At 75.8% G+C, this 13008-nt stretch carries 13 protein-coding genes; 6 read left to right on the top strand and 7 right to left on the bottom strand.

What is annotated here, in order from left to right:
- Nucleotides 1-53: 53 nt before the first annotated feature.
- A complete protein-coding gene (locus CRP51_RS05425; RefSeq protein ID WP_097229808.1) occupies nucleotides 54-1865 on the bottom strand; it encodes a bifunctional metallophosphatase/5'-nucleotidase in 1812 nt (603 codons plus the stop codon).
- Nucleotides 1866-2031: 166 nt separating this feature from the next.
- On the opposite strand from CRP51_RS05425, the gene CRP51_RS05420 reads away from it, so the two are divergent.
- Complete coding sequence (locus CRP51_RS05420; RefSeq protein WP_097229807.1) at nucleotides 2032-2889, top strand: alpha/beta fold hydrolase; 858 nt, start codon at nucleotides 2032-2034, stop codon at nucleotides 2887-2889.
- A gap of 15 nt (nucleotides 2890-2904) precedes the next feature.
- Here CRP51_RS05420 and CRP51_RS05415 read toward each other — a convergent pair whose 3' ends face one another.
- From CRP51_RS05415 to CRP51_RS05390, 6 genes are all read right to left on the bottom strand, one after another.
- Nucleotides 2905-3756, bottom strand: coding sequence for a PHP domain-containing protein (locus tag CRP51_RS05415; protein ID WP_097229919.1), 852 nt, complete (start codon nucleotides 3754-3756; stop codon nucleotides 2905-2907).
- Nucleotides 3757-3785: 29 nt separating this feature from the next.
- A complete protein-coding gene (locus CRP51_RS05410; protein WP_097229806.1) occupies nucleotides 3786-4424 on the bottom strand; it encodes a DUF6758 family protein in 639 nt (212 codons plus the stop codon).
- Nucleotides 4425-4467: 43 nt separating this feature from the next.
- Nucleotides 4468-5076 carry a suppressor of fused domain protein gene (locus tag CRP51_RS05405; RefSeq protein ID WP_097229918.1) on the bottom strand — a complete coding sequence of 203 codons (609 nt, stop codon included), beginning with the start codon at nucleotides 5074-5076 and terminating at the stop codon, nucleotides 4468-4470.
- A gap of 96 nt (nucleotides 5077-5172) precedes the next feature.
- On the bottom strand, nucleotides 5173-5400 hold the full coding sequence (locus CRP51_RS05400; RefSeq protein ID WP_097229805.1) for a DUF3107 domain-containing protein: 228 nt from the start codon (nucleotides 5398-5400) through the stop codon (nucleotides 5173-5175).
- A 324-nt stretch (nucleotides 5401-5724) separates the two neighbouring features.
- On the bottom strand, nucleotides 5725-6351 hold the full coding sequence (locus tag CRP51_RS05395) for a TetR/AcrR family transcriptional regulator (protein WP_097229804.1): 627 nt from the start codon (nucleotides 6349-6351) through the stop codon (nucleotides 5725-5727).
- Nucleotides 6352-6480: 129 nt separating this feature from the next.
- Nucleotides 6481-6717, bottom strand: a complete 237-nt coding sequence (locus CRP51_RS05390) for a hypothetical protein (protein ID WP_097229803.1) — start codon at nucleotides 6715-6717, stop codon at nucleotides 6481-6483.
- Between the two features lie 168 nt (nucleotides 6718-6885).
- On the opposite strand from CRP51_RS05390, the gene CRP51_RS05385 reads away from it, so the two are divergent.
- From CRP51_RS05385 to CRP51_RS05365, 5 genes are all read left to right on the top strand, one after another.
- Nucleotides 6886-7845 carry an alpha/beta fold hydrolase gene (locus tag CRP51_RS05385; RefSeq protein WP_097229917.1) on the top strand — a complete coding sequence of 320 codons (960 nt, stop codon included), beginning with the start codon at nucleotides 6886-6888 and terminating at the stop codon, nucleotides 7843-7845.
- A 9-nt stretch (nucleotides 7846-7854) separates the two neighbouring features.
- The gene (locus CRP51_RS05380; protein WP_097229802.1) at nucleotides 7855-8952 is read left to right on the top strand and encodes a DUF3152 domain-containing protein; all 1098 of its coding nucleotides are present in this window, start codon (nucleotides 7855-7857) and stop codon (nucleotides 8950-8952) included.
- A gap of 184 nt (nucleotides 8953-9136) precedes the next feature.
- Nucleotides 9137-10723: a DUF3492 domain-containing protein gene (locus CRP51_RS05375; protein WP_097229801.1), complete on the top strand. Its 1587-nt coding sequence runs from the start codon at nucleotides 9137-9139 to the stop codon at nucleotides 10721-10723.
- On the top strand, nucleotides 10720-12003 hold the full coding sequence (locus tag CRP51_RS05370; protein ID WP_097229800.1) for a hypothetical protein: 1284 nt from the start codon (nucleotides 10720-10722) through the stop codon (nucleotides 12001-12003). The genes CRP51_RS05375 and CRP51_RS05370 overlap by 4 nt, the downstream gene beginning before the upstream one ends.
- A 3-nt stretch (nucleotides 12004-12006) precedes the next feature.
- Nucleotides 12007-12942: an SDR family oxidoreductase gene (locus CRP51_RS05365; RefSeq protein ID WP_097229799.1), complete on the top strand. Its 936-nt coding sequence runs from the start codon at nucleotides 12007-12009 to the stop codon at nucleotides 12940-12942.
- Nucleotides 12943-13008: the final 66 nt, after the last annotated feature.

Below are 13008 nucleotides of genomic sequence, written 5' to 3'. Positions count from 1 at the left end.
GCGGCGACTGAGCCCGCCCTGCCGCCGGCCCGCCGTGTCGGGGCGTGCCCGTGTCAGAAGACGGGCTCGCCCTCCCGGGTCAGCCGCCAGTCCTCCCCGGCGAAGGCCGAGGGGTCGATCTGGCCGGTCGACTCGACCCACGCGATGAGGGTGTTGCGGATCTCCTCGGAGTCCGCCCACAGCTGCTCGGCCTCCGGGATGCCGGGGAAGTTCCCGCCACCCGAGGCCCGGTAGTTGTTCACGGCGAGCACCAGCTCGGCGTCGTCGGCCAACGGCTCCCCGCCCAGCCGCAGCTCGCTGATCCGGGAGCCGACGGGCTGGGCGATGTCCACGTCGTAGGTGACGCCGTACACCACGTCGTAGTTGTAGTCGGGGATGCCGTCCGCGTTGGTCAGCGCCTCGGGGTCGACCGGGTCGCCCGGCGCCGTCCGCACGTAGTAGCGGGCGGAGAACTCCAGGTACTCCCGCAGCTGGGCGCCGGTGATCAGCCGTGCTTCCAGCGTGTTCTCGAAGACGTAGAGCCCGGCCACGTCGCGGATGGTGACCTCGCCGGCCGGGATGGCCGCCGTGCGGGAGAAGCACGCGGCCTGGGAGAGCACCGGCAGCTCCGCGTACTCGCCGCCGGCGAGCGCCGCCCGCACGGTCTCGGCCTGCACGTGGTTGACGAAGTCGATGATCGGCACGTCCCGCCACGCCGCCTCGGCGGCGCTCATGCCCTCGGTCGCGGTGCCGATCACCTGGTTCACGTAGGCGACGACCCGCTCGTGCTGCTCGGCCAGCAGCGTGGTGATCTCCTCGTCCTCCTCGACCGTGTTGCTGTTGAGCACGCTCGACGAGACCCCGTCGACCCGCCAGCCGCCGCGCCACCTGCTGAGCGCGATGTCGAAGACGGTCAGCCGCTGGCCCCACTTCAGCGGCTCGGCCAGCACCACCTCGCGGCCGGTGGCCTCGTTGACCACCCGACGCTCGGCGATCTCCTCGTGCGCGTGGCCGACCAGGATCGCGTCGATGCCGGGGACCTGCTCGGCGACCAGGGTGGCGGCGTTCTCGACGTGCGGCAACTGGTCGCCGTAGGAGGACTCGCCGCTGGTGCCGGAGTGGGCGGAGACCAGCACCACGTCGGCGCCGAGGGAACGCAGCCGGGGCACCCAGTGGGCGGCCTGCCCGACGAGGTCGGGGAAGACCATCCTCCCCTCGACGTGGACCCGGTCCCAGATCGCGATCCCCGGGTTGGTGAGGCCCAGCACGGCCACCTTCACGTCCGGCCCGTGCGGCGCGCGCACCCGGGTCATCCAGTAGGGGCGGAACGCGGGCCGCTCGGTCGCCGCGTCCAGCGCGTTGGCGGCCAGCAGCGGGAAGTCGCACTGCTCCTCGAAGGCGCGCAGCAGCGGGATGCCGTAGTTGAACTCGTGGTTGCCCAGGGCCGCCGCGTCGTAGCCGACGGCGTTCATGGCCAGCGCCATCGGGTGCACGGGGCCGCTGTCGCCGGTGATCGGGTCGACCTTGGCGTAGTAGTAGGCGAGTTGGGTGCCCTGGATGGTGTCGCCCGCGTCCACCAGGAGCGTGCGCTCCGGGCCGCGTTCGGCGCGCAGCCGCTTGACGAGGGTGGAGATCTTGGCGAGCCCGACGTCGTTGCCTTCGTCGTCGGTGTACTCGGCGTCGGTGAAGTAGTCCCAGTTGTGGACGTGTCCGTGCAGGTCGGTGGTGCCGAGCACGGTGAGCTCGAAGCGGTGGGGCGGGCGCCCCGCGCCGGCCGGTGCCGGGGCGGAGGCGGCGGCGGGTGCGGCGGCGAGCCCGCCGGCGAGGGCGACCCCCGCGCCGGTGGCGGCGGTGCGGCCGACGAACGTTCTGCGGTCTAGGGACATCCGGCTGGCTCCTCGGTGGTCGTGCGTAACGCGCGTAGATTCTGGCGTGTTCGGCCGGCGCGCGACACCCCCGTGGCGTTACCCGCGGGTGACGGTCGGGTCTCGGGGTGCGGCCACGCCGGGCCGGGCCGTCGGGTGGCGGGGTGGCGGCGGCTACTGTTCCGGCATGAGCAGACCGCCGTTTCTGGTGCCGCCCGCCGGGGTGCGGGCCTACTCGTTGGCCACCCGCAGGGGCGGGTTCGCGGTGCTCGACGCCGCGCCCGCCGGCGCTCCGCCGCTGGGGACCGCGCTGCTGGTGCCGGGGTTCACCGGCAGCAAGGAGGACTTCATCGCGCTGCTCGAACCGTTGGCCGCCGCCGGGTTCCGGGCGGTGTCGGTCGACGGGCGCGGGCAGCACGAGACGGCGGGCGACCGGGAGCACCGCTCCTACGGGCTGGGCGCGCTGGCCGAGGATGTGCTGGCGCAGGCCGCCGAGTTGGGCGAAGGTCCCGTGCACCTGCTGGGGCACTCGCTGGGCGGGCTGATCAGCAGGGGCGCGGTGCTGCGGGCAGCCGCCGGGGGGCGCGAGCCGTTCGCCTCCCTGACGCTGCTGGCCTCGGGCGCGGGCCGGGTCGCGCGCGGACAGCGCTGGCGGGCCCGCGCGGTGGCCGCCGGGCTGCCGACTCTGGGGCAGCGGCGGCTGTGGTGGTGGGTCCAACCGAAAGCGGACACCAGCGAGTTGTGGAACTTCCAACGCCGCCGCTGGATGGCCAACGAGCCGGCCCAACTCCGCCGCACCGGAAGAACGCTGTGCTACGAGCCGGACCGGGTCGACGCGCTGGCGGCGACCGGGGTGCCGGTGCACGTGATCTCGGGCGAACGCGACGCGGCCTGGCCGGTGCCGGAACTGGACGAGATGGCCCGCAGGCTGGGCGCCCACCGCACGGTGATCAAGGGCGCGGAACACTCGCCCAACGCGGACCGCCCGGTCGAGACGGCGGCGGCGCTGGCCGCGTTCTGGGCCGGGCTGCCCGAGCGGTCCTAGAAGGCGCCAGGCGACCTAGGAGGCCGGGGGACCGATCACCTTGGCGCCGGTGGCGCGCGCGGTCAGGGCCTCGAACTGCTCGGGCGCCGTGGTGTTGAGCCCGAGCGGGCACGGCTTGCGGCTGCCGTGGTAGTCGCTGGAGCCGGTGGCCACCATGCCGAAGTCGCCCGCGATGCCGCGCAGTCGGTCGCGGATGGCCGCGTCGTGGTCGAAGTGGTCGACCTCCACGCCGTCCAGGCCCGCCTCGGCCAGTCGGACGATCGCGCTCTCCGGCACGCACCGCCCGCGCTTGAGGGCCAGCGGGTGCGCGAAGACCGCGACCCCGCCGGCCCGGTGGATCATGCGCACCGCCTCGAACGCGTCCAGCTCGTGCTTGCTCACGTACGCCCGGCCGCCGTCGCCGATCCACTCGGCGGTGAACGCGGCGGAGACGTCGTCGATGACCCCGGCCTCGACCATCGCGGCGGCGATGTGCGGGCGGCCGACCGTTCCCTCGGCGAGCTCACGGACGCGCTCCCAGGTGACGGGCACACCCCGTTCGCGCAGCAGCCGCACCATCTCCCGCGCCCGGGGCACCCGGTCGTCGCGGAGCAGGTCGCGCTCCCTGGCGAGCGCGGGCTCCTCGGGGTCGAAGAGATAGCCGAGCATGTGGAGGCTGACGCCGTCCAGCCGGCAGGAGTACTCCGTGCCGGGCACCAGCGTCAGCCCCGGCGGCAGCGCGGCGGCGGCCTCCGCGTGGCCGGCGACCGTGTCGTGGTCGGTCAACGCGACGACGTCGAGGCCCGCGGCGGCGGCGTTGCGCACCAGCTCGGCGGGGGAGTCGGTGCCGTCGGAAGCGGTCGAGTGGGTGTGCAGGTCGATGCGCACGTCGGTCAGGTTACCCGGCCCGCCGCCGGTCACTCCAGCAGTCGTGCGGAGAGCCTCCCGCAGGGCACCAGCGCCAGCTCGGAGCCGGCCTCCCGCAGGTCGGCCAGGACCAGGTCCTCGTGGAGCAGCGGCCCCGACCGTTCGGGCCAGACCACCGCCCACAGCCAGATGCCCGCCGCCTCGCCCGCGAAGACCGCGCGGTCGGAGGGCGCGCCCCCGACCAGCCACAGGGGCGTGGGCCGCCCGGCCGCCACCACCTTGACCCGGGGCGGCTCGTCGGCCGACAGCCCGGGACCCGGGTCGGGGCCCGGCAGGCCGGCGTACCGCGCGCCCAGCCCGACCCCCGTCTCCTCGGCGACGAGCAGCATCTCGCAGGCGCCGCCGAGCGGCCCGGGGCCCGAGCAGGACAGGGCCGTGGCCCGTGCGCCCCCGGTGTCGTCGCCCGCGCTGACCACCCCGGTGAAGAGCCAGCCGACCGGCAGCGGCCAGGGCATCCACAGCGGCACCGAGGCGCGGTCGGCCACCGCCGCGAGGGCGCCGACGCTCGGCGGCACCACGGGCCGCAGCGGGTGGACGGCACCGTGCGCGGGGCACTGCCAGGAGTCGGCGAAGAGTCCGGGGGCCCGCGCCGGGGCACCGCATCTCGGGCAGCTCGGTTCACCCCTCATGGGCATCAACAGTCGCGCCGCCGTGAGCCGGCGTCAAGCTTGTTCACCCCTGGAGGGAAACCGCCGAACGGGTGGGACTGGTGAGGTCTGTTCCGGCGCTCGTCCACCGCTCCGTGAGCGCCGGCGCACCCCGGGCGCGTTTCCACGCCGCCTCCGCCGGCGTCATCGGCAGCAGCGGCAGAAAACGCACCGGGGAGAGCGGCTCCGGCAGCTCCAGATCGGGAACGGGGTCGCCGCCCTCGCCGACCAGCACCGCCCGGAACGCGGCCCCCGGCCACAGCGGCTCGCCCAGCTCCAGCGACCCGCCGGGCGCCACCACCACCCCCTCCACCTGGGGCGTCGCGGCGAACGTCGCGAGCGCGCGCAGCGCCTGGTCGGTCGGCGCGAGACCGGCGCGCAGCGTGAGCGTCAGCTCGGCGCGCGGCCCGCGTTCCGGATCGGCGACGGCCGCCGTCGGGTCGGCCATGGGCGCGGCCGACATGCCGAGTGTGACGTAGCGCACGAGCCCCCGCCCCGGCGCGGGGAAGCGGAGTACCTCGATCCGTTCGGTGCCGAGAAAGGTGACCGAGGCCCGCGCGTCGGGCTCACCGAGCGTGTCGCGCAGCCGCTCGGCCACCAGGTCGAGCACGGGCACGGGACGGGGGGTGTGCATGGCGGTGTTCACTCCACGGGTGGGCGGCGCGGGTCCTGACGCCACGAGGGCGGCGGCCGGGGTCTCCCGGCCGCCGCCCTCGCTCGTCCTGGTGCGTCAGGCGGGGGTGAAGCCGACGCGGCGCTGGGTCTGCCGGCCGATCTCCACATAGGCCAGCCGGTCGCCCGGAACGACGACCTTGCGACCCTGAACGTCGACCAGGGTGAGCAGCTTGCCGCCGCCGGAGAGCGCGGCGGCGACGGCGCTCTCCACCTCCTCGGCAGACTGTCCGCTGTCAAGAACGATCTCGCGCGGCGTGTGCTGTACGCCGATCTTGATCTCCACGGCTTGTCCCTCCGCTGGTCATCCACGTGCGCGATGGTCCGCGCCGTTCTGCTGACACAGGTTAACCGCGCCGACCACGGGGCCGTGCCCGATCGGCCACGCCCGTAGCGAACAGCGCCTTGCCGGCGTGAGCCCGCTGGTGGGTTGCTCGCGCGGTTTCCCGCGCCCCTGGTTCGGGCTGGCGTGGTGGGTCGGGTGCGGGTTCGCCTGTGGCCGGTGACGGCCTGCTCGGGGGCGCGGTGCTTTCGTGGCGGGGCGAGGCGGGGACGACCGCGGTGCCGCACCGGCCAGGTGGGTGGTCGCCCGCGCCCCGCCGGCAAGGCGTCAGTGCTGGATGGGGAACCCCGCGATGCCCCGCCACGCCAGGGACGCGATCAGCCCGTGCGCGACCTCACGCGGCACCTTCTGGCCGCTGCTCAGCCAGTGGCGGGCGGTCACCTGGGCCATCCCGCACAGGCTCACCGCGAGCAGCATCGACTGCTCGGGCCCGAGGTCGGTGTCCTCCGCGATCACCGCGCTGACCAGCTTCGCGCAGTCGTAGGAGACCTGGTCGACCCGCTCCCGCACGGTCGGCTCGTTGGTCAGGTCCGACTCGAAGACCAGCCGGAACGCGCCGCCCTCGTGCTCGACGAAGGCGAAGTAGGCGTCCATGGTCGCCGCGACCCGCAGCTTGTTGTCCTGGGTCGAGGCCAGCGCCTGGCGCACCGCGGCCAGCAGCGCCTCGCAGTGCTGGTCGAGCAGGGCCAGATACAGCTCAAGCTTGCCGGGGAAGTGCTGGTAGAGCACCGGTTTGCTGACGCCGGCGCGCTCGGCGATGTCGTCCATCGCCGCCGCGTGGTAGCCCTGGGCGACGAAGACCTCCTGCGCCGCGCCCAGCAGCTGGTTCCGCCGGGCCCGCCGCGGCAGGCGGGTGCCGCGCGGCCGGGCCTCGGTCTGCTCAGTGGCTGTCACGCCGCCTCCCGGACTGCTCTCGTCGCGCGCTGGGCGCCGTTCGTGTGGTTCTCCGTGCTGTCATCGTACGTTCGAGCCGTCGCTGTGCGTGCATCGTGGGGCCAGGATTTCACTCTGTGGACAGCCCGCTCAGCGGTACTCGTCGTCCCCCGGGTCGACCACGCGCGACTGTTCGGCGGCGTCGGCCGGGTCGGACTCGGCGTCGCGTTCCGTCAGCGGCGTGTCCCGCAGCCGCAGCAGATCGAGGCGCTGCTCCGCCGCGTCCTCGCGGGGGGTCTCCTCGGAGAGCTCCTCCGCGTACGGCTCGTCCTGGCTCTCCTGGAGCAACTCGGACAGGGACTCGGGATCGGTCGGCTCCTGCGTCATCGTGCGTCACCTCCGAGACGACGGACGGGTGAACGCCAGCCTAGGCGCGCCGGGCCGCGCGGGCGAACGGACGACGGGAAACGGCCGGGGTACGGCCGCGTACGGAAACCGTCACGGGGTGGCGACGGAGGCGTGTCAGGGGGTTCGGGTGCTCGTACTATGGCCCCCATGCCATCCACCGAAGAGCGACGCGTGGAGGCCGCCCTCGCCGCGGCCGAGGGCTGGCCGGGGGTCCGCGAGGGGGAGACCATCAGAACGGCCGAGCGCCCCGGGATGACGCTGGCCGTCCGCCGCCGCGCCGCCACCGCGGACGGCCTGGAGCCGGCGCTCCTCGTGCACGGCCTGGGTGGTTCCTCGCGCAACTGGTCGTCCCTGATGGAGCTGTTGGCCGGCGACGTCGAGTGCGAGGCGCTCGACCTGCCCGGGTTCGGCGCCTCGCCGCCGCCCGTCGGCGGCGACTACTCGATCCCCGGTCACGCCCGCGCCGTGCTCCGCGAGCTGGAGGCCGCCGGGCGCGGCCCGGTCCACCTCTTCGGCAACTCGATGGGCGGCGCCGTGGCCACCAGGGTCGCCGCGCTCCGCCCGGACCTGGTGCGTTCCCTGACCCTGGTCTCGCCCGCGCTGCCCGAGGTGCCGCCGCAGTGGTCGGCGCTCCCCACCGCGCTGTTGGGCGGCCCGGGGATGAGCCGACTCCTGCGACGCGTGACGCGCGCCTCGTCGCCGGAGCAGCGTGCGCGTGATGTGCTGTCGCTGTGCTACGGAGACCCTTCGCGGATCACCCCAGAGGAGTTCTCGGCCGCGAAGGCCGAGCTGGAACGCCGTCAGTCGTTGCCGTACTTCTGGGATTCCCTCACCCGCTCCACCCGGGGCCTGGTCAACGCCTACACGCTCGGCGGCCAGCACTCCCTGTGGCGGCAGGCCGAACGTGTCATGGCGCCCACGCTGTTGGTCTACGGGGTGCGGGACCGGCTGGTCTCCTACCGGATGGCCAGGCGCGCGTGCCGGGCGTTCGGCACCTCGCGCCTGGTGGTGCTCCCCGAGGCGGGGCACGTGGCGATGATGGAGTACCCCGACCTGGTGGCCGACTCGTTCCGCGAGTTCAGAGCCGGGATCGAACGGGAGGGCTGAGGGCACCGGATGGATCGCCGTGACGCCCCCGCGCCCGTGCCGGAAGGCTCGCGCGGCTGGCCTGGGCAGGCCGCCGGCCCGCTCCACCGGGACGGACCGCGCCAGGAGTACCTGGACGCGTTCGACCGTGTCGAGCCGCTGCCCGTGCCCGCCGCTCCCGAGCCCCGGGTCCCCGAGCAGTCCACGCGTGCCGGCCGCCGCAGGGCGGCGAAGGTGAACGCGCCGGAGCCCGAGAAGGGCGGCGGCGGCCGGGCGGCGCGGCGTCGCAAGGCGGGCCGCGAGAGCCGGGGTCGTTCACTCGTGGGGGTGACGGCGCTGGCGCTGGTCACGGTGCTGGTGGTGCTGGTCGCCGGGCAGTTGGCCAGGCCGGACGACGAGGCGGCGCCCTCGGTGCTCGCGGAGGACGCGGACGGCCGGGTCGCGCTCGACCCGGACCAGGACGGCGACGGCAGGCCGGCGCCGCCGGAGGACGTCGAGCCCCCGGAGGAGCCGGAACCGGAGCCGACGTTCGACGAGTTGCTGGCCTCGACGTTCCCGCTGGACCCCGAGCTGACCGGCTCGGGTGAGCTGGTCCCGGTGCCCGGCAGCGAGCCGGCGGCCGACCCGGAGGCGGCCCAGGTGCTGCGGTACCGGGTGGACGTGGAGGAGGATCTCGGCATCGACGCCGCGTTCTTCGCCGAGGTGGTGCACCGCACGCTCAGCGACGAGCGCAGTTGGGGCAACCAGGGGGAGCGCGGCTTCGCGCGGGTCTCCGAGGGCGACTACGACTTCGTGGTGACGCTGGCCAGTCCGGGCACCACCGCCGACTGGTGCGCCCGCTCCGGCCTCGACACCACCGAGGACAACGTCTCCTGCAACTCCTCCAGCACGGAGCGGGTGATGATCAACGCCTGGCGTTTCGCGCAGGGTTCCGAGACCTACGGGGACGACATCGCCAACTACCGCAGGATGCTGGTCAACCACGAGGTCGGTCACCGGCTCGGCTACGGCCACGCGCTCTGCCCGAGCGAGGGCGCGGTGGCGCCGGTGATGATGCAGCAGACGAAGTTCCTCACGATCGAGGGCGTCACCTGCGAGCCCAACGCCTGGCCGCATCCAGGGAACTGAGCCGGTAACCGAGCCCCCGTGCCACTGACACCGCCAAACGATTGAGTGGTGGCGAAGTCACGAATATTCACCCCTTCAGGTGGCGTGACGGACAACCGTCCGGCGTGCCCCGCCCTCGCGGACATAGCGTCTCCTCGCTGAGTCCCGACGGCCCGTCCCGGAGACGGAGTGAGGGGGTGCACCGGTGCGCGTCGCACTGCTCACCGAGGGTGGTTACCCGTATGCCCAGGGCGAGTTGGTCGCCTGGTGCGAGCGGCTGGTGCGCGCCCTGCCCCGGCACGACTTCGAGGTGCGGGCGCTCAGCAGAGGGCGGCAGCAGGCCAGGGGGCCGCGCCGGCCACTGCCCCCGCAGGTGCGGCTCGTGCGGACCGCCCGGCTCTGGGGCCCGCCCCCGGGGGACCGGCCGTCCCGCCGTGCGGCGCGGGACTTCGCCGAGGCGTTCGAGGAGCTGACGGCGGGGCTCACCGGCGACGCGGGGGCGGGCGGCGGGGTGGCGGACCGTTTCGCCACGGGGCTCTACGCGCTCGCCGATCTGGCGGCGGCACATGGCGGGTTGGCCCGCTGGCTCGCCTCCGACCAGCCGATCGCCGTGCTGGAGGCGGCCTGCCGCCGCCCGGGGGCGCCGCGCGCCGCGGTGGGCGCCGGCGTCGGGGACCTGCTCGCCGTCGCCGAGCGGCTGGAACGCGCGCTGCGCCCGCTCTCGCTCGACTGGTACGCGGGCCACCCGTTCGACCCGGGGCTCGGCAAGGCCGATGTGTGCCACGCGGTCGGCGGCGGCCCCGCCGCGCTGCCCGGCCTGCTCGCCCGCCACTTCCACGGGACGCCGCTGCTGGTCACCGAGTTCCGGATGCGGCTGCGCGAGCACCACCTGTCGGCGCTGGCCGGCGCGGCCGGCCACGCGGTGGCGCCCTCGGCGGCCAGGGCGCCGGTGCGGGCGCTGCTCGCCGGCTTCCAGCTCGGCCTGGCCCGCGCGGTCTACCGCGGCGCGCAGCTGATCACCCCGGGCGACCCCCGCACCGGGCGCTGGCAGCGGCGGTGCGGGGCCGATCCGGCGCGGCAGCGGCCGGTCTGGCCGGGCGTGGCGGCGGGCGAGCTGGCGGCGTGCGCCGACGAGGTGCCGCCCCCGCCCGTCCCGACGCTGGTCACGGCGGGACCGCTGGACGAGGACGCGGACGCCGGCGGGCTGCTGCGCGCCGTGGCGCGGGTCCGGGCGGCCGAGCCCGCGGCCCGGCTGCTGGCGCTCGGCGGGCCGGCCCCGGAGCCGGGCGCGGTGCCGGCCGTGCGCTGGTGCCCGCCGGGGGCGGTGGAGCACCGGCCCGCGAGCGGCGCCGCGGAGCGGGCCGCCGGGTGGGCGGCCGGCACGGTGGCCGTCCTGGTCGACGCGCGCGGCGGTTTTCCCGCGGCGCTGGTCGAGGCCATGAGCTGCGGCCGGGCGGTGGTGGCGGTCGACGCCGGGGCGGCGGCCGAGGTGCTGGGCGACGCCGGCGTCCTGGTGCCCCCCGGCGACCCGGTCGCGCTGGCCGACGCCTGTCTCGCGCTGCTGCGCGACCCGGTCCGCGGGGCGCGGCTGGGCGCCGCCGCCAGGGCCAGGGCCCTGGACCGCTTCAGCCACGAGCGGGGGATCGCCACGCTGGACGCCGGCTACGCCGAGCTCGCCGCCGGCCGGGTGGCGGCCGCCGGCACCGCCCGCCCGTGCCGGCGCCTGGCGCGCGCGGTCCCCGGCCCGCGCCCGGCGCCCGGGGTGCTGGCCACGGCTGAGGAGCTGTCGTGAGCGCCTCGGCGGACCCGGTGCGGTCGCTGCTGGCCGAGCACCGGGAGCTGTGCGCCGCCGCCGTCGACCCGTTGGAGATCGCGGCGGGCCTGGAGGCGCGCGGGGTGGACGAGGCCACGGCGGCGCGCTGCCGGCACCGGGACGTCTTCTCGCTCGCCGAGGAGCTGCACGCCAGGGCGGCGCGCCCGGCGCCCCCGCCCGCCCCTCGCCCCACCGCCCGCGCCGGCGCGCGCCTGGCGCTGCCGCTGCTGCCCGGCGCGCTCTGCGCCGCGGGGCTGTGGCTGGTCGACCGGCTGCCGCCGGAGGCGGCGCCGGGCCGGGCCGCGCTCACCGTGGCCTGCGGGGTGTTGACCCTGCTCGCGGTGCTTGTGGTGCTGGCCAGGCACGCGCCGCCCGGTGTTGCCGGGCTGCTGGCGCTGCCACCGGTCGGATACGCGCTGGTCGGCGACGAGATGCTCGCCGAGCTGCTGGTCGGCCAGCGCCACGAGACGGGCTCGACCGCGGCCGCGGCACTTCTGCTGGCGTTCTCGGTGGCGCCGGTCGCCTGGTGCCGGGACGCGTTCACCGACCGCCGCGCGGCGCTGCTCGCGGTGCCCAGGCTGCGGGAGTTCGCCGCCGGGACCCGCGTCTCGCTGCTGCGCTGCTGCCTGCTGCTGGCGTGCGCGCTCGCCGTGCCGCCGGTGGCGCTGTGGCTGCTGGCGCCGCCGTGGGCGCCGCTGGAGGGCGCCGCCCCGCTGGCCGCGGCGGCGCTCGGCTGGCCGCTCGGCCTCGCCGCGCTGCTGGTGCGGCACGGCCTGCGGGGGCTGGCGGCGGCCGGTCTCGCGCTGGTCGGGGGCGTCGAGCTGGTGGCGCTGGCGCTGGCCGGCGCCGGCTGGCTGCCCGGCTGCGCGGCGCTGGCCGAGCCCGTCGCCGAGCTGGTCGCGGCGCACGGCGCGGCCGTCGTGCCGCTGGCGGCCTGCGCGGCCGGCGGCGGCCTGCTGCTGGTGGGCGCGGTCGTGGTGCTGCCCCGGCCGAGCGCGCACCGTGCCGTTCCCGTCCGCCCGGCCGACGACCGGGCGGGGCGGGCCCCCGGGGACGCGTCGTCGGACCCGTCGTCGGCCCTGCCGACGGACCTGTCGTCGGACCTGTCGATTCAACCCCCACCCGGAGTTTCCCAGCGTCGGCCACCGTCTCGGCCGTGGCCGCACCGTTCACATGCGAGGAGCACGACTAGCGATGACCGCACCACCCGTCACGCAGGCCACGACCGGAGCCGGTCACCGGAAGCGCCGGAGGTCTGACCGATGAGAGTGCTGTTGCTGGGGGCCAACGGCTACCTGGGCCGCTTCGTGGCCGACCGGCTGTTGGCCGACCCGGCGGTCCAGCTGACCGCGCTGGGGCGCGGTGACGACGCCGACGTCCGCTTCGACCTGTCGACCGGCAGCCCGGGGGCGTTGACCCGCTTCCTGGACGCGGTGCACCCCGGGGTGGTGATCAACTGCGCGGGTGCCATCCGGGGTACCGCCAGCGAGTTGACCCGGCACAACACGGTCGCCACCGCCACGCTCTGCGAGTCGCTGCGGCGCAGCGGCTGCCGTTCCCGGCTGGTGCAGGTCGGCTGCGCCGCCGAGTACGGTCCCTCGCAGCACGGCTCCTCCATCGCCGAGGACGCGGTGGCCAGGCCCGGCGGGCCGTACGGCGTCAGCAAGCTGGCGGCGACGGAGCTGGTGCTTGGCTCCGGGCTGGACGCGATCGTGCTGCGGGTCTTCTCGCCGACCGGCCCCGGCACCCCCGCGGGCTCGCCGCTGGGGCGGCTGGCGGACTCGCTGCGCCGCGCGATGCAGCACGGGGACAGCGAGCTGAAGCTCGGCGGGCTCGGTGTGCAGCGCGACTTCGTCGACGTCAGGGACGTGGCGCGGGCGGTGCACGCGGCGACGCTCTCGGCCGCCCAGGGGGTGGTCAACATCGGCACCGGCCACGCCGTCCGGCTGCGCGAGGCCGCCGCCGCGTTGGCCAGGATCTCCGGCTTCGGCGGCACGCTGCTGGAGTTGGACGGGCCCTCGCTGCCGCGGCAGGCGACGGGCGAGGGGGCGCCGCAGGCGGCGCCGTACCCGGACGGGTGCGGCGCCTGGCAGCAGGCCGACGTGCGCACCGCGCGCGACCGGCTGGGCTGGCGGGCCAGGATCGGCTTCGAGGAGTCGCTGGCCGACATCTGGATGGAGGCCGCCTGCCGGATGTGACCGGGCGGCCCGGCCGGTGCCTCCCCGACCGGCCGGGCCGCCGGGACGGCGACGCCGGACGTGCCT

It is taken from the genome of Streptomyces zhaozhouensis, from assembly GCF_900230195.1.
Taxonomy (GTDB): Bacteria; Actinomycetota; Actinomycetes; order Streptomycetales; family Streptomycetaceae; genus Streptomyces; species Streptomyces zhaozhouensis.
The sequence above is the reverse complement of the archived record's forward strand: the minus strand, read 5'-3'. Positions and strand labels throughout refer to the sequence as shown.

Excerpts from the sequence above, each read along its gene's own strand:
- CRP51_RS05425 (WP_097229808.1), bottom strand. The coding sequence starts at position 1,865 with ATGTCCCTAGACCGCAGAACGTTCGTCGGCCGCACCGCCGCCACCGGC.
- CRP51_RS05420 (WP_097229807.1), top strand. The coding sequence starts at position 2,032 with ATGAGCAGACCGCCGTTTCTGGTGCCGCCCGCCGGGGTGCGGGCCTAC.
- CRP51_RS05410 (WP_097229806.1), bottom strand. The coding sequence starts at position 4,424 with ATGAGGGGTGAACCGAGCTGCCCGAGATGCGGTGCCCCGGCGCGGGCC.
- CRP51_RS05405 (WP_097229918.1), bottom strand. The coding sequence starts at position 5,076 with ATGCACACCCCCCGTCCCGTGCCCGTGCTCGACCTGGTGGCCGAGCGG.
- CRP51_RS05390 (WP_097229803.1), bottom strand. The coding sequence starts at position 6,717 with ATGACGCAGGAGCCGACCGATCCCGAGTCCCTGTCCGAGTTGCTCCAG.
- CRP51_RS05385 (WP_097229917.1), top strand. The coding sequence starts at position 6,886 with ATGCCATCCACCGAAGAGCGACGCGTGGAGGCCGCCCTCGCCGCGGCC.
- CRP51_RS05380 (WP_097229802.1), top strand. The coding sequence starts at position 7,855 with ATGGATCGCCGTGACGCCCCCGCGCCCGTGCCGGAAGGCTCGCGCGGC.
- CRP51_RS05365 (WP_097229799.1), top strand. The coding sequence starts at position 12,007 with ATGAGAGTGCTGTTGCTGGGGGCCAACGGCTACCTGGGCCGCTTCGTG.